Here is a 23,053-nt window from a genome sequence, read left to right as displayed (position 1 = left end):
CGATAGAGGGGTTCTGCTTCACTGTAGCGTCCCTGGCTCTGATACAATCCTGCCAAATTATTCAGGCTAGTTGCCACATCAGGATGATTGTCTCTCAGCAAGCGTTTCCTCATCTCTAAGGCTTGGCGATAGAGGGGTTCTGCTTCACTGTAGCGTCCTTGACTTTTGTACAACAAAGCCAAATTATTCAAGCTTCTTGCCACGTCCAGATGCTCCTGTCCAAGAACCTTTCTGCGAATAGTAAGCGCACGCTCTGCTAGAGGAATTGCCTCACTGTACTTGCCCTGGTTATAAAGTTGTCCTACTTGCTCGTTCAATCGTTCTGCTTCCGCCAATTCATCCGACTGAGCAATTACACCTCCAGGAGTAACCTGCCCTTTCGCCAACTCTGGCATCAAAACCCATAACCCAGCCATTCCCAACAAACCGATCAAAGCCAATGTTTGCTTCACTCCCAACTTAATCATTAGGAACTCCTCCCCTTCAAGTCATCCAACTTCTGCTGTAGTTTCTGTACCTTTCCTTCATCCCCCAGCACCCGATAACTACCCTGCGCTTCCTGATATCGCTGCAAAGCATTTTTCAATTGGTCGAGGGTTTCCTCAACTTCCCCCAAACTCTCTTGAATCATGGCTTGTGCTTCCCAATTTTGTTCTGCTTTTGCCAAGTTCAATCCAGTTAAATACCGTTCTTTCGCCAACAGATTTAAACCCACCTGCTGGTAAATACTTCCTAATAGCTGATAAACAGCGGTAGTTTGGTTCCCCTGTTTGACTGCTTTATCCAAGACCGCAATTGCCTCAGCATTCAACTCATTACTTCTGTACAGATGTGCCAGCGCCAACACTTTTGACTTATCGCTTAAAAGCTTCTGCTGTAACTGTGAAATCTGCGTTTTCACCCGCTGCATATCCGCATCGCTCAGTACAGTAAATCCAGGGTTATCCTTATTTTTAGTCGAGACACCATTATGAGCCGTAATCGTCACCCAATAACGCTTCCCACCTTGCAGCGCTGCGCTTCCAGAATAAACAACTTGCGGCTGGCTAACCTGGGTTGTCCAATTCACACCAGGCCCCGATACCTGCACCTGATAGCTAGTCGCACCTGCTACTTTATTCCAAGTTAAAGTAGGCTGGCGAGTCAAAATTGCAGTGTTTCGAGGACTAATGAGGTAGGGAATTGTGGGGTCATTGGCATTGCGAGTTTCACTGCGGTTGCTATTTGGTCTTCTGAGAACCGCTCTTGTTGCAGATGAGCAGCCTTGGGAAACCAGAAATTCTCCTCTAGACTGAGGATTCCAAATCGATAAGTTATCGCAAACAACATTCACCGATGCGCCTTGTTGCAGTCGTAACTTATCTGAAGGATTTAGTAATTCGCCTCCATAGGCTCCTTGGTATTTTCCTCGTCCATCTCGCTTAATTTCAACTGTTCCTTTAACTTCACCAATCAAATTTAAGCTTTCTTGTTGGCTAAATCCCGGCGTGGCTACGATAACCACAAATATACTCAAAAATAATCCAACTGAACCGATCATTTTTTGGGGTTTGTGCATTTTTTTCCTGCTTTGCTTAATTTCTCTTGGGATAGATGCAACCAGGTATCTTCATCGGGATTAAGTCGGGAACCAAGCTGACAGCATTTCTGCCATTGTTCCAGCGCTGTCGGTTGTTTTTGTTTGTCCAAAACTTGTGCTAACAAGCAATGTGCCGCACCCGGATTACCGATATAATTTGTCGCCTTTGGGTTTTTGGTAATCCCAATTGCCGCTTGCAGGGTTTGTCGCGCCTCTTCATACCTGCCTTGCTTAAACCTCACCCAACCCAGGTTTTTAAACAAGCTATACCGAATTTCAGGATCGCTATTTTGCTTTTGCGCTAACGAAAGACCTTTTGCCAGCACAGAAGCCGCCTGCGGATATTTTTTATCCTGAATGTGTAAACGACCTAAGTTATTATAAGCGTCTGGCAAATTGCCTGCAACAGCAATTTGGTATTCCTTCTTAGCTTTTTCCAAATCCTGCCACTCTTCGTAGAGATTACCCAGATTGTAATGAGCCTCAATATTATCTGCATTCAGAGCAATTGCTTTCAGGTAATCCTGTTCAGCTTCTCCTAAATTTCTCTCCCCATAATTCTTTAAACCATTGCGGTTATAAAGATTAGAAATTAATGGTAAAGAATACCAAATACTAATTAAAATTACCGACAAAAGCAGAGCCGATGCCAATTTAGCTTCCTCTCGGTACTGTTTGGGAATATTCAACTTTTCCAGTAATTTATCAAAGCCTTCTTGACCTGCTTTTGTAAGTTCGCTACTAGCCTGTAGTAACGCGAAAATACTGGGTAAAATAACAGCAGCCGCTCCTCCTAATCCCACTCCCCCACTGAGAAAGCGAGTGGCGATATTCACCAGCAAACTAAGGTTAGCAGTCCAAGCCGCCACCGTCAGACCTTTCCACAACCAATCACAAACATCCCAAGGGTGGGGAGGTGCTAAGCTTTCCAGTTTCCACCACCAGGCTTCTGCGGGAGGATCAATACTTTCACGCCACTGAGCAAATTGCTCAATTGTTTTGCAATTAACAGTTTTGGTAATCAGTTCCGCTTTTTCCCTGAGAGCAGCATCTAACTCGATAACTTGCTTCAATCGGCTGGTAGGAATGATTTTTTGCTCCTTTAAAGCCACCTGCACGGCATCCCGCGCCTGCAAAACTTCCAGAATTTGTTCAACCTGAATCGGAGAGTCAGCCTGAAACAGGCTCTCAATTGCTGATTTATAACACTCAAGAGTCGTATCTAACTGAGTCGTCATTATCTGTCATTGGTTGGCGTATCTTTCTCAGTCTTGGATGCACTCCTGACAAAGAAACCGGGTTTTTACGTAATCTGCGGACTACGGCGGAGGATTTTCGTAAAAAAAAATCGGTTTCTGGCCACCCGTGCGTAAGTCCTATTTCTAAGAGTTCTTCTAATAGTCCCGGCATTTTTGAAATCGTAGCCTGAAACCCCTGATTTTCTGTTGCTCGATCGATTGCTCGATCGCCATGAAACCCTTATTCTACGATCGGCAATCAAAAACAGTCCGAAGTGTTGTCTTCAGCGTCCATTAATAAGGTCGATCGCCCTTTCGTCCCAAAAATCACTATACCATCCGCGCGAATCCGCGTGTACCTGCGGTTTGGCGCGCAGATGATTATGAGATTCCACACCCCGCGTGCAAGAAACCGGGTTTCTACGATAATTTAAGCATCCTCACCGAGATTTACGCAGAAACCCGGTTTCTTTGTCGCAGTGAAAGAACATCAGCCAGCAATAAACTTCATCGCCACACCATTCATGCAGTAGCGTTTCCCAGTAGGTGCAGGGCCGTCATCAAATACGTGCCCCAAATGCCCGCCGCAGCGACGACAATGCACCTCAATTCTAGTCCCAAACAGCGAATTATCGATCGATGTGGCGATCGCCCCTTTGATCGGTTCATAAAAACTTGGCCAACCAGTACCGCTATCAAATTTGGTTTGCGACGAAAAAACGGGCAAATCACACGCAGCACACGCATAAATCCCCTTCCCATATTGCTTATCCAGAATGCTAGTGTGAGAGCGTTCAGTGCCGTGTTTTCGCAACACATCAAACTGTGCCGTACTCAAAATTTTGCGCCACTCTTCCTCAGTTTTAGTAACTTCAAAAACACCCTTAGAAGCAGCCATAACATCTGAATCCCCAGGCAAACAGGACGATAACCATGCCATGCTTACTGTTGCTAGACCAGCTTGTAAAAACAATCTTTTTTTCATGATAAATATTCCACTTGTTGCTAATTAACTAACTTAGGACTTACCCACGAGTAGCTAGAAACCGGGTTTTTTACGAAAATCCTTTGCCGTAGTCCGCAGATTAAGTAAAAACCCGGTTTCTTTGGTCTGGGTGCGTAAGTTTTGTAACTAAAAGTCATCCCCAATCGAAAATCTAAAATCTGAAATCGAAAATGGTATTACAGCCCTCCAAACCACTCATAACCTTGATCCTCCCAATAACCCTTTTTAGGCAACAAGTCACCAACCAAAGTAATTCGAGTCACCCACTTACTCTGTTTGTAACCCAACTTAATTGGAGATGCGAGGCGTAAAGGCGCACCATTCTCAACACTCAGAGGATTACCATTCTTCTGATAAACCATCAAAGTCTGCGGGTGCAACGCCGAAGGCATATCCCAACTCTCGTAATAGCCATCAGCAGACTTAAAATAAACGTAGCGAGCATTTGTCTTTGGTTGAGCAAGGGCCACCAAATCCCGCAGCCGTACCCCGCCCCACTGCACAATAGCAGCCCAACCCTCCACACAAACATGGCGAATTGTCATCACACTCAAAGGCATAATCTGAAGTTGTTCCAGACTGAGATTGAGGGGACGATTTACCTCACCATCAATTATCAGACGAAAAGCTTTTGGATCGATGTTTGGAGTAGCATCAAAGGTATTGATAATTAAGGCATTCGGCTCGATCGCACTTACAGGAAATTCCGGCACAGGTTTTTGAGGATTCAACAACAAAGCTTCAACACTTTGGTTGAGAGGTTCAAAAGTCTTCCCGATTATATTATCAGATCGAACTAAGCCACAACCGCCTAGAACCAAACCAATGCTAGAAAGTCCAGATAATTGGAGAAATTGGCGGCGCTGCCACAAACGAGGAGAGTCTGGAAACATGAGAAAACCTCTACTTAAAAATTGACTTAATCAAGCGCCAACCTCCTACCTTGAGGCCGAGCAAAGAGTGAATTATTGCAAAAATGATGACGGTAGGAACCGATATAAAATGAACGACTCTCAGCGCCTGCCAACTACCGAATAAATCAACAATCCAGTGGAATTGAGCAGGTTTATACATTCCCATTCCGCTAACTAAAGCTAGCAGCAAAACCGGAATAATTGCTGTGTAAGCTAGGCGGTGCCACGAATAATTTTTGCGCTTCTGGTTCTGAGAATTCTGCAAAGCTTTCAGGTCATTATAGCCGAGAAAACGATGCTGCCAGCGGCGGGTGATGAAAATATAGACACCGTACCAAAATAGATTGAGTGCGAACAACCACATGGCGGCGAAATGCCAATGTCTGCCGCCAGCCAGCCAACCGCCTAGCAAAAATATGGGTGGGAACTGCCATCCTCCCCGCCCACCAAAAACCGGATTCGAGTTGTAAATTTGCAATCCACTGCCAATCATCATCAGGAGACTAATGATATTCAACCAGTGAAATAACTTCGCCAAAGTAGCCTGACTCGGTAAAGGTTTAGACCGAGGTTTTTTAGCAGGAGCAGATGAATCCATAGTGCTTCATTCAGTTGACAGTTGACAGTTGACAGTTGACAGATGAGGGCGACCTCTATCTGGAAGGAAGAGGATTGGAGTAATGAATAGTCTTGTTTTAATTTCTCGCCTTTAAGGGAGAGGCTTTAAACCAATTCTTTCTGGTAATGGTAACAACAACAGGACTTATGCAAAACCTCTATAACTCAATAACTGGTTCACAGGCTCCAGCCTGGTAACGAGTAGTGGCTCTTGAAGAACCCTGGTGCCTCGGTGCGTCGCTGTGAGATTGTCGATTTTTATGCAAGGGATTTTCTTTCTTCGACGCACCCTACGGCTACTATTGCATGACTTTTGAGAATGGGTATAAGTTCAGAATAAAAGACTGGGTTCTTAGTAGTCTCTAACTTAATACGAAGCTGACTCTATTTTGGATTTAAAATTTTTCCTCTTTGCCTAAAACATCCAATTTTCGGTCATCTCCGTATATAAACTAAATAAGCAAGGAAATTAGTTTATGAACGATCGCAGGCTGGGACGACGGCAATTACTTTGGTATTTGGGGCTAGGAGCTAGTGGAACTGCCCTCAGTTGCGGCTTTAAGAAAGATATTATCCCAACTTCTAACTCAGACAATATCCCCATACCCGCTCCTGCTACAAGTCCTAATTTACCGACAGTCGAGAACGTTGCGGCCTCAGCAACCGGAAAGTCTTTACCAGAATTTCAAGGTATCAGCCAGTGGCTAAATTCTGCGCCGCTGAAAATAGCCGATCTTAAAGGCAAAGTGGTGTTGGTGCAATTTTGGACATTTGGCTGCATTAACTGTCAGCGCACTCTGCCCTACATAGTCCGCTGGAACCAGCAATATGCCGATCGCGGATTGAAGATTGTGGGCATACACACCCCTGAATTCCCCTTTGAGCGAGATGCCAACAACGTCAAAAAAGCTTTACAGCAACACCAAATTACCTATCCAGTGCCTCTGGATAACGAATTTAAAACTTGGGCGGCTTACCAGAATGAATACTGGCCTCATTTGTTTTTAGCCGATCGCCAAGGCATTCAGCGCTACGATCATATTGGCGAAGGAGCCTATGACGAAACCGAACAAATGATTCGCAAATTATTAGGTTAGTCAGATGGCAATTTCACTCACTTCGGCTGGTGTGGCTTTACTAGCAGGAATTTTAACAATTCTCTCGCCCTGCGTCTTACCAATCCTACCCATATTATTAGGACGCAGCCTGCAATCTCATCGCTATGGCCCGATTGCTTTGGTATCAGGATTAATCGCGGGTTTTGCGGCAATTGGTAGCTTGTTGGGAGTGACATCAGGCTGGTTTGTCAGCTTTGCTAGCATCCTCCGAACAGGAGCACTTACCTTTCTTCTGATTGCTGGGATAAGTGCCATTTTTCCGCAGAGTTATCAACTCCTGTTTAAATATTTACACTTTGAAAATTGGCTGAAAGCTCCCGCACGAGTAGGGCTGGTTGGCGAATTTTGGCTGGGAACCCAACTCGGCTTACTTTGGACACCTTGTGCGGGGTCTGTTTTGGCGAGTATTCTGGTTTTAGCTGTTGTCAATCCTCAGCCTGTAACTGCGTTTGTTTTACTGATTTTGTACGGTTTGGGTGCTGGGTTGCCGCTACTGGCGATCGCCTATGGAGGACGCTATTTCAGCCAGCACTTATTACGTTTGCGCCCCCACAGTGCAGCTTTGCAAAGAATCGGCGGCGTAATTGTTGTCGGAAGTGCGATCGGGATTATTTTGGGTTTGGATGTCAAAATCCAGCTTTGGTTAGCTCCGTTTTTTCCAACTCTGCCACTGTGAAGGGGACTGTGAATGCCACTGTGAAGGGCAGTGTTAAGTGCAGTGTTAAGTGCAGTGTTAAGTGTGATCGGTAGAAACTAAGCCGATCGACATTTAAATTGTATGTAAAAAAACAATCAAATTATTGTGGGGCGAGCTAGAAGCCCACCCCAAACAAGCAATTTAAATTCGGTGATGTCTTTTATGGAGACTATTTTTTCATAGCATCAGGACTCTTCATAGCATCAGGACTCTTCATAGCATCAGAACCTTTCATAGCATCGGGACTCCTCATCCCAACGGGAGCCTTCATCCCATCGGGACTCCTCATCCCAACGGGAGCCTTCATCCCATCGGGGGAAGGGTTAGGAGCAGCCTGATTTGTGCTGCTAGGAGTCTCAGAGCAGGCATACAGACTAGCCGTTAGAGTCATACCAACAATCAAATAAAGCACTTTCCGGTTCATATTTTTCTTCCAAATTTGAGGAATTTTGATTTAAGCAGTCAGCAGGTAAAGCTAGCCGTGGTTCCTTTTATAGTACGGATTACTTCTTTGATTGGATTGCGAATATCCTAAATTTGTTGCGATCCAGGTTAAGATATCCAGCTTGCATACATCCAATCAGCTCTGCGGGTCGTATTTAAGAAGATGGGGCCAGATTTTTTTTGAGAAACGCGCTTGCTGCAATAACCAGAATCAACTTAAAATTATCAGTTTAGGTCTGTTTTACGAGAAACCTATGGATTTGAACTCTGCCGAAACAAGCGCGGACGACCCTGAAAAACAGACTGACGCTGAGTTATTTCGGTTGATGAGTGTTGGTGAACCCTCTGCCTTGGGCATTCTCTACAACCGCTATGGTAGCTTAGTCTACAGATTGGCGCTGAGAATTCTCACCAATCCTCAAGAGGCAGAAGACTTAACCCAAGAGATTTTTCTCAATCTCTGGAATAGGGGTACATACAATCCGAATCGCGGCTCAATGAGCAGCTTTTTGACAACTATGACTCGATCGCGCGCCATTGATAAACTACGTTCCCGCAGCACTAACTTAAAATTTCTCCAGCGATGGAGTCAGATGATGACTACAGAAACTCCCCCTCTCACACCTTTCGAGTCAGTTGCTTTAGGCGATCGATCGCACTGTGTTCGCGATGCCTTAACTCAAATTCCAGAAAAACAGCGACAGGTGTTGGATATGGCTTACTACGACGGTCTGAGTCAATCAGAAATCGCGGCTAAACTTAGTATACCGCTGGGAACAATTAAAACTTGGTCTCGGCAAGGTTTATTGAACTTAAGAAAAAACTTACAAAATTTAATTGGCTAGTTGCACCTATGACAGAGCCTTTATTTCCTGAACACTCAAAAGAATTGATGGCAGGTTATGTACTTGGCAACCTCAGCTCAGAAGAAGCTGAGGAATTAAGGCGATTGCTGAAAGAAAATCCCGAACTAGCTACAGAGGTTGCTAGCCTGCAAGAAGTTCTAGAAGTTATGCCCTACGCCCTACCTGATATCGCACCGCCACCACATCTCTATTCTGCCATTTTAGAAGCTGCCTCGGCGACTAGCGTTGCAGAACCAAATCCTCATGTTTCTGGAGTTCCTAACTCATTACCCCAGGAAAAACGGCAGCACTCACCTCTACAATGGAGTCGCATTCTTGGTAGCATAGCGGCAGTATTGGCGTTAGCCTTTGGTTTGGATAACTACCGAATCAGGCAACAAATAACCACGCTTGAGGCTCAGGTAGTGCGACAAAAAGATGTGATTGCAATGTTGCAACAGCCTAATACTCGTCTAGTTTCCCTCAAAGGCATGGCTGACGCATCTGCCGCCTCTGGAAGTATTGTAATCACACCGGGTGAACCCAAAGCTGTTTTAATCTTAAGGAACCTTCCGGTTTTACCAAAGGGTCAGTTTTATCAATTATGGTCGGTTAATAATAATGAAAAAATCGCTTGGGAGCAGTTTAATACTAATGAAAGAGGAACTGTTTTTGTCAAACTTTCTCTGCCTGCTAATGCGGAAGTAACACCATTAGTTGTCACGGTTGAAGCATCGCCCTTACTAAAAAATCCTGCTGGGCCTATGGTAATGACAGGGACTTTATAAACTAATTGAATGTCTATTCGCTAACACTGAGCGATCGAGATATTGCCAATTATTTTATTTGGTTTGCCTCGCAAACAGATGTGAAAATAAATTCTTAGATGAATAATTTTTACAAGTATACGAGGAAGATGGCCAACCTCCGCCAAACTATCCAACCCCCTGCATCAACGTTAGTAAATTTACCGACTCCAATAACCCCGCCGCATTTTGACTCAATGAGGACGATCGCCAGATGATACAAGTCCTGTGAGGAGTTTAATCCCCACAGGAGTCACAGCCTTTCAAACATTACCTAACCTAGACAACAACCGGAGCACCAACAACCTCACCCTTCAACATCCGAGCAGCAGCATCCATCAATTGCTCCTCCAAATAAGGCTTAGTGAAATAGCCCTTCGCGCCCAAACCGTAAGCCATTTGGCGGTGTCTGTCAGCACCACGAGAAGTTAGCATCGCGATCGGCAATTCGCACAAAACCGTATCCTTCTGCATCCGAGAAAGTAGCTCCAAACCATCCATTCTCGGCATCTCAATATCGCAAAACACGATATCGCAAGGCAAACCAGATTTCATCTTTTCCCAAGCCTCCTTACCGTCGCGAGCTTCCTCAACCCGGTAGCCCGCCTTCTCAAAAGTAATCGACAAGAGCGATCGCACCGTAATCGAATCATCCACAATTAGTACAGTCGGCTCAGTCTTCTCAACCTCCGCCTCAGCAGCAGCCCGATCGCTCTCATCCCAAAGCGTACCACCAGCTTCCTTCTGTAGCCTGCCAGTAGCCAAATCGATCAGCTCCAGAACATCCGCAATCGCCACGATTTTGCCATCTCCGAGCACCGTAGCACCCGCAATCCCGATCGGCTTCGGCACAGGCCCCTCCAACTGCTTAATCACGATTTCCTGTTCCGTCGAAACCTGATCCACCTGCACCGCCAAGAAATTGCCCGCAGACCGCAGCACAATCACCGAAATCATGTCATCGTCAGTATTAAACCCATAAACACTGCCCCGGCCCAAATGACGGTTGTAACCCAACAAATCCCGCAGCGGTCGGAACGGCAACATCGAACCCCGCCACTCAATGCAAGGCAAACCGTCCGCCCCAGTCGTCACCTGATCGCGAGGTACATCAATCATGTCCTCCACCCCGTCCATCGGGAAAGCAATCCGAGCTCGATCGCTAATGCAAGTCAGAGCCTTAGAAATACTCAACACCAGAGGTAAACGGATGGTGAATACTGTTCCTTTGCCGAGCGTCGAATCAATCCCCACAGTCCCCCGAATCTCGTGCAAGGAAGTCTCTACTACGTTCATACCGACCCCCCTGCCCGCATACTCCGTCGCCTGTTCCTGAGTGCTAAAACCGGGCATAAACAGCAAATTGTAAACTTCCGATCGAGACATCCTCTGAGCCTGAGCCGCCGTCAGCAAACCCTGCTTAATCGCCTTCGCCTTCACCTTTTGCGGGTCAATTCCCGCCCCATCATCAGAAACCGAAACCACCGTTTGATTCCCTTGGTGGAAAGCCCGAATCGTAATCTTACCAACTGCCGGCTTCCCGGCTGCTAGACGCACATCAGGCGCTTCAATGCCGTGAGTAATCGCATTGTTCACCAAATGAGTCATCGGGTCATAAAGCTGATCCACAATCATCTTGTCGATCAAAATATCCTTACCCTCAACCTGCAACTGAGCCTGTTTCCCGCACTTAATCCCAATTTCCCGCACCGCGCGGAACAGCCTGTCCGTCGTCTCCGCAAACGGCTTCATCCGAGCGCGAGTCAAACCTTCTTGCAGTTGAGTCGTGACTTGCCGCAGTTGGCGAGTCACCTGATCTGCTTCATCCACCAAAAACTCAATATCGGCCGCCGACTCCCGCACCCGCACGATCAGCTCAATAATCTCCTGAGCCAAACTGTGGAAAGGAGTAAACCTGTCCATTTCCTCTGGTCTCCAGGCACTTTCCCGGCTGTGGGATGACTCTTCATTGCGCCAGGCCGATCGATGTCCCTGCCGATTTGCCAACAAAGCAATCTCCAACAGACTCCGCTCATAGAAATCCTGAGTCCGTTGACTGACATCACTCAGCAGCGTCACTTGATGCAGCAAATTGTCCAAAAACTGCCGCATCCGTTCCTGATCTTGTTCCAAACTGTTGCGGTTAACTACCAATTCCCCCATCAGGTTGCTGAGGTTGTCCAGTTGCTTGACGGGCACGCGCATCGTTTGATCGCCGAACCCACCAGCGCGGGCATTCCGCCTGGGTCTATTGTTGATTGCCGACTGCCCCATATTAGTTTCGCCCTGTGAGCGGCCGCTATCTTTTGGATCTTCCAGCAGTTTTTCTAGGTCGCCAAAGTCGTCGTCGCTCTGGGAAGCGGCAGCGGCTTGAGCTTTGCGGGCAGTTGTCGTCGGTGCTGGAATTTCTGGCATAGTTGCACTCTCGCTCAGCAGATCTTCGAGATCGGAGAAAACTTCTGTTGTCAGCGGATTCTGATTTGTTCTTCCAGAGGCTGCTATTGTCGCCCCAGCACCGCCTGCGATTAACAACGCTTCTAAATCGTCAAAATTACTTTCGGCATCGTCACCGCCTGATTCAAGGTCGCCAAAAAAGTCCGCCAGCGACTCATCTTCTAATTCCGAAGCATCGGCTCCGCTTGATGCTTCGTCATCGTCATCAAAGCCCGTCAGTCGCGAAGTCACCAGAGGCCCAGCATCGATCGAATCCAACAAGTCATCAAAACCCTCAAACTCTGCGGTGTTGAGAGTCGCCCCGGTTTCTAGATCTGCTAACAAATCTGCATCGCCCTCAAACATATCATCGAGAGATGCTGCCGACAGCGCCTCTAAATCTCCGGCCGAAAAATCTGTTTCCAGCGCGCCAAACAAATCATCTTCATCCTGGGACTCGACTGCGGCATCTGTTTCTCGATCGAACAAATCCGCACCTTCGGAGTCGAACAAACCATCAGGAAGTTCTGCATCCACCAGCGGTGGAGGCGCTTCGCCAAACATATTTTCCAATAAATCGAAAGTGTTCAGATCAGACTCGAAGCTGGAAATTTCCGCATCAGGACGATCGGACAATACCCCAACTTCAACCGCTGCCAAATCTGCCAAGCCCGCCTCAGAAAGAGTCGCCTCCGATCCTGAGAACAAACTCGCCAAATCGCCCTCATCGGCTGCCACACGACTTGGCAACTCGGCATCCTCAGGTAAATTCAACCAATTCCCATCGACTTCTCCAGAAGTTTCTTGGTCATACTCAATACCCGTAGTAGGTACAGAACCGAACAATTCAGCCAAATCCGCTGCTTCTCGGGAAGTAGTGGCGGCCTGACGATTCTCGACAGTTTCCTCATCGACCGCATTCGAGTCCGAAGTAATCTCCCCAAACAGGGCATCTAAATCGGTATCTTCTGGTTCAAGATCGATCGATTGTGCAGACTCATCTTCCATACCAAAAGTATCTTCTAACCAATCTTCATCCGCAGAAATATCCAAATCAGAATCAGAATTTGAGGTCATATTAAAAACACCGCCACTTTCTTCATTTAGTGTCCCGCGATCCGCCAAAGATCGATCGCCCCCGCTCTCCCCAGTTTCCTCTTCAGGAGAAAAGAAATCAGAAGTAATGCTCAACAGCTCGCTGAAATCCGAATCCGAATCCACCTCAGAGAGGAACTCGAAATCGTCTATTTCTGCTGTAGCTGGTTTTTCTGCATCTCCCCAATCATCCCCACCACCTGCTGCGTCTGAAAATTCCGTATCGAAAGCGTCAGGGTTGAGGGCAGATTCTTCGGAGATTGCGGGCGCATCTGCTGCTTCGGATAAATCCAAATCGCCAAACAAATTATCTAAATTTTGCGACACAACATCGGAATTTTGGGCAGCTACTTCGTCCAAAAATGTACCGAGAGCGTCTTCATCGGCTTGCTTCTTAGCAATGCTGACGCTACTTTCTTTCCGATCTAAATTCTGCCTATTACCTGTTTCAAACTGTTTGCGGGTTGACGGTTGCCTCAAACCCACCTTTTCCCGATCGACTGCCGCCACTGAACTATCAGCTTCGCTTCCAAGCACATCATCCCCAAACAAATCCGTGAAATCTTCTAAAGGATGTGCTGCACTTGTTTCTGAATTTTCTACACTGTCTTCGTCAAACAACAAATCAGTAAAATCGCCTGAATTGTCATCGTTATCTAGCTCAAATATGCTCCCCGGCGATATTCCAGTAACTGACTGTGTATAGTTGAGGTCTTCTTCTTCTTCCCAAGCGCCGTCAAGGTCTGGGGATTCACCATCAAACAAATCTGCTAAAGTATTGAGTTCAGCAGCACCTACTTCCGGGCCAGTGCGGGTCGAGATTTTCAAAGAACCCATTTCTGCATCTGACTCTCCGAACCCAGGGGAACTGTATAACTGTGCCGATCGTCCTCCCCTGTAGTCGTCTCCCTCGTCGCCATCTAGTTGCTCGAACAGCTCGTCCATGCTCAGCCCAGAAATAGTCGGCAGCATTTGTTCGTCTGGCTGGGAATCGCCCAACAGATCCAGATCCCAAGCTGCATCTTCAACGGAAATCGCCTTTGTGCCGGGCCCACTCGGTTGAGCAAATGCCAGTAAGTCTTCAAAGTCTGTTTCGGGAACTATAACGGCTGGCAATAGTGACAGAAGTTTGGCGCTGGGTGCGATCGATCTAGATTGACCTGAAAGTACCTGTTCTTGCCCTTGTTTGATATCTTTGATAACCGTTGGAGCTAAGATCCGGTAGCTGTTTTCTGGGTTGGCGATCGCCTTTTCTACGCATTCAATCAATTCTATCCAGTCGGGCAGTTCAAATTCCTCTCCCGCCATTTTCAAGTTCCGACAAATATTCCTAAGTTGTCGCCTGGTGTCAGAGTTCTCAGGTTGTTTGAACTCTTGCAGCATTTCCCGCATCCTCGCCGGCACATCTGAGTCAAATACGAGGTGCAGCGCGCTTTCTTCTGTTGTGAGATCGGATGGGTAAGCTGAGCCAGAGTCAGCAAAACTCATCGATGAGTTAAACGCCCCGACTCCCATTCCGGCCATAGCTTGTGGTGCTACTGGCAGCGGGCTGCTCTCATCTGTATCGCTAACGCAGTGTCCGACAAGTCCCCCCAAGTGCCGGTTGAGTTCTTCAAATACAGGTTCTAATTCCCGAACCATCTGTTCTCCCAATTCCTCTGTCAGCCCAAAAGGCCCCGACAGTTGCTCTAACAGCCCTTGCAATGTGTCAAAAATTCGCAGGAACAGGGACTCTAGTTGTTGATCTACTTTAACGCTGCACTCTTTTAAAACTTTAAAACTATCTTCTAGTCGGTGGGATGTTTGCTGAATGCTGGTCAGCCCCAGCATTGCGGCTCCTCCTTTGACAGAGTGAGCAGCCCTAAATACTTCGTTGACCAGTTCTGGGTCTTCGATCGTGGTTTGCAGATTCAGCAAGCCTTGTTCGATCGTATTGAGATGGTCTTTTGCCTCCTCAATAAAATAGCCCATAATCCTCTGTTGTTGTTCCGGCAGCATATTTTTATTCCTGATTTTAATCGTTATTGTATTGGGTCTATTTTAATATTCTTAGAGAATATCTCTGTAAATCTCTCCCCTTGCCAACAGAATAATCTGACTGCGAGATATTGCAAATGTCCTAGCTATTTCTGCTTTCGATATCCCCTCACCTAAAAGATAGCGAATCTGCTGCACCTGTTCGGCTTTTAGCTTGCGGCTAGGGCATATCTTGCCAGGAACGAAAGGAAAGCGGTTTTTTTCTATAGAATCGCGGGAGTTATCGGCGGGAGTTCCTTCCCACAAATGATCGGGATTGACACAACCGCGATCGTCGCAACTGTGACAAGCAAAATAACCCGGTTTGATCGATCTTCCCAGTTTATCTTCAAGTACAAGTCTGTGCGGATAGAAGCTTTGATTTTTACCGTTAATTTTGATAGTTTTCACGGAGTAACCATCACTTCTTTTAGCCAAGATACAAATCATGCAACCATTCGGCTGTATTTGGGCCCGAATGCCAGGAATTACTTCTATGCCTAGCGGTAGTTTTTGAGGTTGAGGTGCAGATGTGCTTCCTACATCTTTAATCCGTCCTTTGCTAAACCTATCTTGAGAATTTTCCAGTCTAGAACCTTCCCATAAATGATTAGGATTAATGCAGTTACGAACATCACAACTATGGCAACAAAAGTATTCTGGTCTAATCGGACGACCCAAACTATTTTCCAATACTAAACGGTGAACTGTAAGCGTTTTCCATTCACCGTCAACCTTAAGTCTTTTATTGGCATAGCCCCTGCTATTTTTTGAAAGAGTAGAGATAATACAGCCCGTCGGCTGAATCTCACCAAATATGCCAGAAATTACCTCTACTATGTTATCGTTCATCTGTACAACTCCTAGTTTATTTAGGTGCTGGATTGGCATCCCCGCAGCGGTTTCAAGACTGCGAGGTTACTTTTTGTCTTTCATCGTTTCCACAAAAACGTGCTTGTCAATCAGCAAGTAAAAAAAGCATTAAACAATCAATTATTGTCTTTCTGCTGTTTCTACTCGGAACCTTTCTACCGATGTCAAAAGGTCGCGAGCAACACCTACCAAATTTTGCAAAGCACCCGAAACTCGCTGCGCTTCTTGGGACGTTTCCTGAGCAGTTAATTCCACTGCTTGCATCACACTGGCGACCGAGCGAGCTGTTTCATTCTGTTCTACAGTGTCGGCAGTAATCGATCGCACCAGCACGTCAATTCGATTAGTTACTTGAATGATATCTTCAAGCGATCGCTTCGCCTGTTCTGCCAATCTCGTCCCCTCAATCACCTGCTGCGTCCCTTCTTCCATCGCCGTCATTACCGCGCCAGTTTCACTTTGAATTTGCATCACGATCTGCTCAATTTCTTTCAAAGACTTAGCCGATCGATCTGCCAACTGTCGCACCTCATCCGCCACGATCGCAAAACCCCTTCCCGATTCCCCAGCTCTTGCTGCCTCAATACTAGCGTTAAGAGCCAACAAGTTCGTCCGAGAGGCGATCGCCGCAATCAAACCCACAATCTTAGAAATTTCTTGAGAAGCTTCCGCCAACCGCTTGACTTTTCTCGTGGTTTCTGCTACCGTTTCTCGAATTTCTAAAATCCCGGCCACCGTTCGCTCCACAGCCTCGCCCCCTTTCAGAGCCGTTGCCGCCGCGCCCCGCGCCACTTCTTCCGCCTCTCTAGCACTCTCTGCGACCCGTTGAATCGCATCAGTGAGGACTTGCACCGAATTCAGCGTGGCCGCCAGTTCCTCAGCCTGCCGCAGCGCGTCAGAAGACAAATCGCCCGCAAACTTGGCACTATCCGTAGCACCTTTGCTAACCTCCCGAGCCGCCTGCTTCACCTGGTGGACAATTTCGCGCAGGTTTTGAATTGTCAAGTTAAACGAGTCAGCAACAGCGCCCAAAACGTCTGCCGTGACTTCCGCCGTCACCGTCAAGTCACCACGAGCCGCTCCTTCCACGTCATCTAGCAAGCGAATCACTTGGCGCTGCAAGTCTTCCTTTGCCTGTTCCTGCTCATCAGACTTGCGCCTGGTATCGCTAATCGTAGTTTGGATCACCTTCGCCATGTGGTTGAATTTAGCAGCCATTTTGCCAAATTCATCCTCCGAGTAAATCGTAGCCCGAGCATCCAAAGTTCCTTGAGATACAGCATCGAACTGAGCTTGCAAATTTTCCGAGGACTTGCGCACCTGCTTGGCGATCAACTGACCGATGCCCCAAGAAGTCAAAAAGCTCGTAACACCTGCTGCTGCCGTCATTACCCAGCCTGTTTGGCGCAGGTAAACGATCGCCTCCGGCTTGTCTTGCTTCAGAGCTTGATAGGAAGCAATGTTAGTTACGAAAGCCACAGCTACCAGAGAAACCAGTCCGGCCCCGATCGCCGTGTACAACTGTTTAGTAAACAGAGGGGCATTTTCCAAGAAAGCCAGTCCCCCCTGTTCCACAGTCACCGAAGTATCGATCGCTTCAGTGTCTGTCGAAACAAAATTCGATACCGACGCATCAGCAGGGCCGGAAATGCTAAAGATCTCATCGTCTCGAATTGCCGAGCCGTCGCTGTTGTCAAAGTCCAAGCCACTGCCGCTCGTACCCATCATCCCGCTGGTCGAGTTGCCGAAATTGGTGTTACCTCTAGTCAGGATCGAACTGCTGGAATCTTCTGAGATGTCAAAGTCCGGCAAATTGCCCAAATCGTCAAAATCGTCAAATTCGTCTAAAAAGCCACTGTGTTCTTCAGCATTCCCAGTTTTTGACCAGTCACTGCCGTTATTGTTGGCAGCCCCGAAAGCTGTCGCTTGCTCGTTTTCGTCAAGAGAGAAAGAATCGCTGAAAGCGTCGTCATCAAAAGCATCTAACTCGAAGCTGTCTATGGAGCCAAATGCCGGTGGTTCCGAGTCGCCGTAACCGTTACTATTGGAGTTTGATCGATCGGCAGAATTAAATTGTCCCCGGCTCGACCTTTGACTTTGAGAATTCGGGACAGCACCTCCCATCAACAGCGTTTCGTCTTCCGCCAGCGAATAGTTTGACGAGTAGTCCGACCCCGCATCCGGCTGCTTGTTTGGCGATCGAGAAGACCCAAAACCCGATGACATCGGCTGAGCAAAAGGGTCTGCCTCTTGTGCATCGGGTGCTTTTTGACTGTGATTTTGCCCGGTCAGGGGTGGGGATTGATAGTCGTAGTCGTCATCATTCAGGTCGAGTTCGTCTGGCAAATCGAGTGGCGCAAAAGGTTCGCCAAAATTCTCAGACGGGCCGGTGGGAGAGTCTAGTTGTTCCGAGTCAAAGGAATTCCCGCTTTCGGAACTAGCAAAACTTTGACCGTTGAGCATCTGAGTTGGAGCTTCTGAAAACAAATCTCCTGAATAAGGCGCCGTGGAACCAGAAACTTTGCTATCAGACAAGTCACCAGCCTCAAACCCTGGGTCATCTAAGCCAAAAGGATCTCCCAAGTCCGAGCCGAATTCGTCCATGTCTAGCGGCTCAGACGCATCAGCATAAGCTGCCATCGCGCCGCTGTCTCCAGCAAAGGGGTTAGTTAAATCTTCGACAGAGCTCGCAGCACTGCTGTCTTCTGGTTCCCACTCCAACCCGCTCATGCCCAAGTCTGCCAATTCCTCGTTTTCCATGTCCTGTGGCGATTGACTCCCATAGGACATGGATGAGGAATTCCCTTGGAAAAGTCCCAAATCCTCGTCTTCTGGCCCTTCCTCCATAGACAAGTCTGGGTAGAATTCCAATTCAGTTTCAGCAGACAAAGCCTCGAAACTTTCGGTGTGCAGTTCTCCCGATAAAAATTGGTCTGTGTGGCTAATGCCGCTCTGAGCGTGTTCGACCAAAGTCGGGTCGTCACTCAGGCTCATCACTACCATGTACTGTTCCCGTGCCACCTCATACTGTTGCAGTCCGTAGCAGTAGATGTGCCCGCACAGCAGCCGAGCGCTGGGGTCTTCGGGGAAATCTTCTACTAATTGATAAACTAGGGATGCGGCTTCTGAATAGTTGCCATCCATGTAGGCTGCTTCTGCCTGTTGGTAGTCCTGCTGAAAGTTGGTACTTGTTGCCATTTGCCGCCCTCTTTTGATTTTAGATTTTAGATTTTAGATTTGAGATTTTTATCTTGCTTGAATGTTTAGATGCGTGCCTCAAGTCCTTTGACTGTTGATAGTTAGACCCCAATCGCAAATCGCAAATCGCAAATCTAAAATCGATTTCACGCTGCCCACCGCGCTGAGCGCAGAATTTTCACTTGATCTAGCAGTCGGAGCACTTTGTCAGCTTGTGCACCTAACATCCATTCTCCCCTCAGAAATGGAATCATGCCGTCTGGTGCATTGTTCTGAGAGTGTAGTTGGTCTACGTCGAGCCAGTCCATCCCTACAATTCGATCGACTGCGAGTCCCAAAATCGTATCTTGGTCTTCTACAGCTACGATCGGGATTTCGGTTCTATCTGTGTTAAGAGGTGTTTGGTCTCCCAAAAATTGACCCAAATCTGCCACCCAAATCACTCGTCCCCTCATATTTAGAGTACCTAAAAGCAAAGAGGAAACGTTGGGGATGGGCGTCATTCGGTCTGGGGAGGGGGATAGCACCTCTTTAATCCCTGTGGCCGGTAGTGCGAACTCGTTCCCCGAAGGAACGTAGAACCGCAGGTGCAGCTCACCTTCGGGAGTTTCCAGTTCTTGGAATTCTGGAGCATGATCTACCCCTTGTCCTGGTAATATAAAGTCTGGGCTGCCACTAATCATAATTTTTCTCTCTGGAAAACCCACACTGTACCCGTGCTCAAGTCGGTGTTGGGAGGGAAATGGGAGCTGAATCTATGAAACATAACTATAACCGATACTTTTTGTGAATGTGTTGACAGTATTTATGACTAATTCGTTGCACCTATCCTGCTTGAGTTGAGATCTTAAAACTTGTATAGGTGCAGGTAGCAATTTTTTCTACGTCAGTCCCTATTTTGTTGCCACTATTAACTATCTGATACTTTTAATCCCTCCATCTGGGAAATTTTAGAGATCCTAAATGCTAAGCACAACACGAGTGAGCTTGGGCATTAGCGATCGAGATTATATCCCACCAACCCTTCAATAAAATCCCGGTGGCGACCTGGCAATTCCTAGGAATTTCATACCCAGAGTCAGGTCAATTAAAATTTTGGTATCCACCCAATTTTTAGTATAAATTTTCCCATGACCACAATGTTTTAGAGGTAGATTTTTCTTGATTTCCAACCAACTTTGAACCGTCAAGGTAACACAAGTTTTGTAATGTTTGGACTGAGCGAGGATCGCTATCCCAATTCATCATTGCTCTCGCCGTTTTACTCCTTAAATTATAGCTGGTTTTTACTACTATTTGATATGTCTCAAATGTGGTAAAAGATATAAAATCGCAAGTTGGGGCAAGAGCGGAAGCAATTTGTTTGTAACATTTCAAACGTAAATACTGAATCCGGGTTTTGAATGCTACCAGTGTTTGAGCGATGCGCAATTCAGGAATTAAACCTGATGTTTTTAGCACCATTTTCAAGCCTAGCTTTTCTCGACTATTGCCGATTTTGGTAAAACCTTGATGTTCGTTTAGGTACGTAATTGAAATGTGGTAAACTTTGCGAACAGCGCTCACCCACTTTTTCCAGATTGCCGCTAATTTATGGCACCGATAAATTTGGTAACTAAGTGTCTTGGCATACTTGTTGTTGGTAATTTCTGAGTTTCGCGCCCAGGCTGTAACTAAAGATGTGGATGATGGCGAGGATATCTTGAACGATTTCTCATTATGGGCTAAAATTGCGCGAGTTAAGAACCAATATCTCAGTTTTTGCTGGTGAGTTAGGAGATGAAATAAGATTGAATCCAAACGTACACTAACCAGTTTTGTGAGCAATGACAACCAATCTGACCTCCTTTGATAAAACGGATTCCAGTTTGGTTTGTAGGTCTTTTCTTTTGAATTTGAGTCCTGAGCCGATGTCGGTTTAGCCATAAAGCCAGTGTTTGCTTTACCAGGGAAATTTAACAGAGGATGTCTTGTATGTCTAGTCTGTTTGAGATTTGAGTTTCAAGGAGTCGTTTTTCTGGGCATTGGTTTTGGCGATCGGCTGCAAGTGAAGAACAAGTATATTATATTTGCACTTCGATCGACTTCGGCCCGATACCAGTCGAGAAATTGAACAGAGTTTTACAGACGCCGGACGGCCAGCGCGCGAATTTATACATTCTAGTTTATGGTGCGATCGCCCGCAGAGAGAATGTTTTCTCTCTCTGAATGCCGGGACTGCCCTGGGTTCCTCCGGTACAAAAAAGCTCTGCTCGTGCCATCAGTACGGAATTTATTGGCTTATAATTCATCTTCTAGCGATCGACTGAATAATTTTTCCGAGAGATTGGCCGGAGGATAGCCCGGGCCTACATATTTTTCTACCAGCATTAATAACTCGCTTTCGCCAAAAGGTTTGGTAAAGTAGTCAGTCGCCCCCGCCATGCGGGCTTGAACGCGATCGATAAATCCGTCGATCCCTGTCAACATGACGATCGGCGTGTGCCGGAAAGCGCTAGAATTTCGCAGCATCGCGCAAATTTCGTAGCCGTCAAGTTCGGGCATGGCGATGTCACACAAAATTAAATCGGGGTTGAGTTTAAAAACCAAACTCAGGGCTTCGAGGGGACTGCTGATGCCAGTCGCTTCGTAACCGTGTTCGTTTAAGATTGACTCGACTGTTTTGCGAATCACATTGTCGTCGTCAATACAGACAACTCTCTTGACCTTGGTTTCTGGAGACGACCATTCTTTTTTGTTGTTGGCCGGGACAACAGAGGGCTCGTAAAATACTTGCACCAATCCCTGCTGCACGAAAGGGTAAATTGCCTTAGCGACAGTCAACACGTCTCGGTTAAGGTAGCGCGCCATTTGGCGGATCGAAGTGTGGCCGTCGGCCCAGCGTCTGAGAGTATTAAAGGTATTGGCAGGCAACGCGACTCTCAGCTCAGCGGGATCTGAAATCACCGGGCATTGGTTCGGCGACTGAATGTGAGGGTGAAACTGCTTCCACTGTTGCACCTGTTGGACAATTTTCGCCAGCAGCGAGCTAATTTCTAAGCTGGTGAGTTGAGGAGCCAATGCTGACCCCATTTCAAAAGTGAAGGAACCCTGGTGGAGGCTGAGCAAGTCAAACAGGGTTTCGTGGATCATGCTGTGGATGATGTTGCGCCCTTGAGCTGGGGTCAGGATGTGGTTTTCTAGCAGGGCCCACAGGTAGCCGTATTCTGGGGCATTGGTAGATGCCATATAAGGAACTTGGATTTTGTCGAGGGCGGTGTCTGCTTTGTAGCGGCGCAGGTAGTCGCGCAAGCGTAACAAACTGCCCGCACTTTGGGTAGCGTAAATAATCTGACCATTGAAGCAGAAGACATACCAGGATTGTCCTGCAAGGGTGCGCTGGGTAGCTTGATTGCCGATGCCGAAGGCTTCTACGAACAGTTCTCCGGTGCGCTGACCTAACTCAATTAATTGCAGGATGCTGCGGATGTCAATTTCACTCAAATTTCCCTGCATGCAGCTAAAGTATCCTCCTTAAAACCGTTGGCGTCTGAAATCGGAAAGACTGTGTGTTCGCCCTCCTATTGACTTTGGTTTCTGTCAATAATTTACGGGCCCGATGCCACTGGCACAATTAGGAATTGACGAAAGGGCGATTTTCTCTTTTTGACCAGAAAGAATTGGTTTAAAGCCAGAACCCCGATCGCACAAATAGTCAAAGCAGCATTTTCATCACGTCCATTTAATGATTGACCGGATGGACAACGCCATTTTCTAGTAGACCAATCTAATTCTTTCAGAATGTGGCCACAGTTTAAACAAGTCTTACTAGATGGATACCACCGATCGCAAAAGACGATCGGCCGATCTTTTTTTTTGCCAACCCATTCGAGAATTTGCCAAAATTCTCCCAATGTCAAGTCAGAGATTTTACGTCCCCAGAGACGTTGCGTTCCTTTGAAATTTAACGTCTCAAAACACTGCAAATCTCTATTTTTGATATCCTCCCCACTGATAAATCAGGGGGATTCCAATCTACCCAAACAACGACAACTGTCTAGGGAACTGGTGGGTTGACGCTTCGATGGAAGATGCCACATTAGATGTGGTCTTACTCCGTCCTCCACGTCCGTTTATAGTCTCAGGCAATCCGCCCGCGACTTTTATATTAATTGCTGCATTTTCGTCTCGGTC

The 23,053-nt window shown here is 46.9% G+C and carries 18 protein-coding genes; 4 read left to right on the top strand and 14 right to left on the bottom strand.

Annotated features, from left to right (window positions below; genetic code table 11):
- From QUB52_RS18100 to QUB52_RS18075, 6 genes are all read right to left on the bottom strand, one after another.
- Positions 1–467: tetratricopeptide repeat-containing protein (locus QUB52_RS18100; protein ID WP_332976227.1), on the bottom strand; the 467-nt coding region annotated here is incomplete at its 3' end.
- Positions 467–1,558, bottom strand: coding sequence for a tetratricopeptide repeat protein (locus tag QUB52_RS18095; protein ID WP_332974333.1), 1,092 nt, complete (start codon positions 1,556–1,558; stop codon positions 467–469). The genes QUB52_RS18095 and QUB52_RS18100, both read right to left, overlap by 1 nt.
- Positions 1,537–2,817 carry a tetratricopeptide repeat protein gene (locus QUB52_RS18090; RefSeq protein ID WP_332974335.1) on the bottom strand — a complete coding sequence of 427 codons (1,281 nt, stop codon included), beginning with the start codon at positions 2,815–2,817 and terminating at the stop codon, positions 1,537–1,539. Before QUB52_RS18090 ends, QUB52_RS18095 begins: the two co-directional genes overlap by 22 nt.
- A 490-nt stretch (positions 2,818–3,307) precedes the next feature.
- Entirely contained in the window at positions 3,308–3,757 is a 450-nt protein-coding gene (msrB, locus tag QUB52_RS18085; RefSeq protein WP_332974336.1) for a peptide-methionine (R)-S-oxide reductase MsrB, read from the bottom strand.
- A gap of 242 nt (positions 3,758–3,999) precedes the next feature.
- Positions 4,000–4,716, bottom strand: coding sequence for a molybdopterin-dependent oxidoreductase (locus QUB52_RS18080; protein WP_332974338.1), 717 nt, complete (start codon positions 4,714–4,716; stop codon positions 4,000–4,002).
- A gap of 10 nt (positions 4,717–4,726) precedes the next feature.
- Positions 4,727–5,335, bottom strand: coding sequence for a cytochrome b/b6 domain-containing protein (locus tag QUB52_RS18075; RefSeq protein WP_332974340.1), 609 nt, complete (start codon positions 5,333–5,335; stop codon positions 4,727–4,729).
- A 496-nt stretch (positions 5,336–5,831) separates the two neighbouring features.
- Here QUB52_RS18075 and QUB52_RS18070 point away from each other — a divergent pair, with 496 nt between their 5' ends.
- Both QUB52_RS18070 and QUB52_RS18065 read left to right on the top strand, forming a co-directional pair.
- Complete coding sequence (locus QUB52_RS18070; RefSeq protein WP_332974341.1) at positions 5,832–6,452, top strand: thioredoxin family protein; 621 nt, start codon at positions 5,832–5,834, stop codon at positions 6,450–6,452.
- Between the two features lie 4 nt (positions 6,453–6,456).
- On the top strand, positions 6,457–7,149 hold the full coding sequence (locus tag QUB52_RS18065; RefSeq protein ID WP_332974342.1) for a cytochrome c biogenesis CcdA family protein: 693 nt from the start codon (positions 6,457–6,459) through the stop codon (positions 7,147–7,149).
- A 190-nt stretch (positions 7,150–7,339) separates the two neighbouring features.
- Here QUB52_RS18065 and QUB52_RS18060 read toward each other — a convergent pair whose 3' ends face one another.
- Entirely contained in the window at positions 7,340–7,594 is a 255-nt protein-coding gene (locus QUB52_RS18060) for a hypothetical protein (RefSeq protein ID WP_332974343.1), read from the bottom strand.
- Between the two features lie 274 nt (positions 7,595–7,868).
- On the opposite strand from QUB52_RS18060, the gene QUB52_RS18055 reads away from it, so the two are divergent.
- Together QUB52_RS18055 and QUB52_RS18050 are read left to right on the top strand one after the other, a co-directional pair.
- The gene (locus QUB52_RS18055; protein WP_332974344.1) at positions 7,869–8,459 is read left to right on the top strand and encodes a sigma-70 family RNA polymerase sigma factor; all 591 of its coding nucleotides are present in this window, start codon (positions 7,869–7,871) and stop codon (positions 8,457–8,459) included.
- A gap of 8 nt (positions 8,460–8,467) precedes the next feature.
- Positions 8,468–9,247 carry an anti-sigma factor gene (locus QUB52_RS18050; RefSeq protein WP_332974345.1) on the top strand — a complete coding sequence of 260 codons (780 nt, stop codon included), beginning with the start codon at positions 8,468–8,470 and terminating at the stop codon, positions 9,245–9,247.
- Positions 9,248–9,544: 297 nt separating this feature from the next.
- On the opposite strand, the gene QUB52_RS18045 is transcribed toward QUB52_RS18050, so the two are convergent.
- From QUB52_RS18045 to QUB52_RS18015, 7 genes are all read right to left on the bottom strand, one after another.
- The gene (locus tag QUB52_RS18045; protein WP_265234730.1) at positions 9,545–14,791 is read right to left on the bottom strand and encodes a hybrid sensor histidine kinase/response regulator; all 5,247 of its coding nucleotides are present in this window, start codon (positions 14,789–14,791) and stop codon (positions 9,545–9,547) included.
- 51 nt (positions 14,792–14,842) lie between these two features.
- Positions 14,843–15,661 (bottom strand): HNH endonuclease, encoded by an 819-nt coding sequence (locus QUB52_RS18040; RefSeq protein ID WP_265234729.1) that lies wholly within the window; start codon positions 15,659–15,661, stop codon positions 14,843–14,845.
- A 141-nt stretch (positions 15,662–15,802) separates the two neighbouring features.
- Positions 15,803–18,880: a methyl-accepting chemotaxis protein gene (locus QUB52_RS18035; protein WP_265234728.1), complete on the bottom strand. Its 3,078-nt coding sequence runs from the start codon at positions 18,878–18,880 to the stop codon at positions 15,803–15,805.
- Positions 18,881–19,026: 146 nt separating this feature from the next.
- Positions 19,027–19,560, bottom strand: a complete 534-nt coding sequence (locus QUB52_RS18030; RefSeq protein WP_265234739.1) for a chemotaxis protein CheW — start codon at positions 19,558–19,560, stop codon at positions 19,027–19,029.
- 433 nt (positions 19,561–19,993) lie between these two features.
- A complete protein-coding gene (locus QUB52_RS18025) occupies positions 19,994–20,806 on the bottom strand; it encodes a hypothetical protein (protein WP_332968293.1) in 813 nt (270 codons plus the stop codon).
- Between the two features lie 354 nt (positions 20,807–21,160).
- Positions 21,161–22,375, bottom strand: coding sequence for a response regulator (locus QUB52_RS18020; RefSeq protein ID WP_332974346.1), 1,215 nt, complete (start codon positions 22,373–22,375; stop codon positions 21,161–21,163).
- Between the two features lie 92 nt (positions 22,376–22,467).
- On the bottom strand, positions 22,468–22,845 hold the full coding sequence (locus QUB52_RS18015) for a transposase (RefSeq protein ID WP_332968294.1): 378 nt from the start codon (positions 22,843–22,845) through the stop codon (positions 22,468–22,470).
- Positions 22,846–23,053 lie beyond the last annotated feature (208 nt).

It is taken from the genome of Microcoleus sp. A6-C6 (genome assembly GCF_036705955.1).
Classification (GTDB): domain Bacteria; phylum Cyanobacteriota; class Cyanobacteriia; order Cyanobacteriales; family Microcoleaceae; genus Microcoleus.
This window is presented reverse-complemented; position numbering and strand designations above follow the sequence as displayed.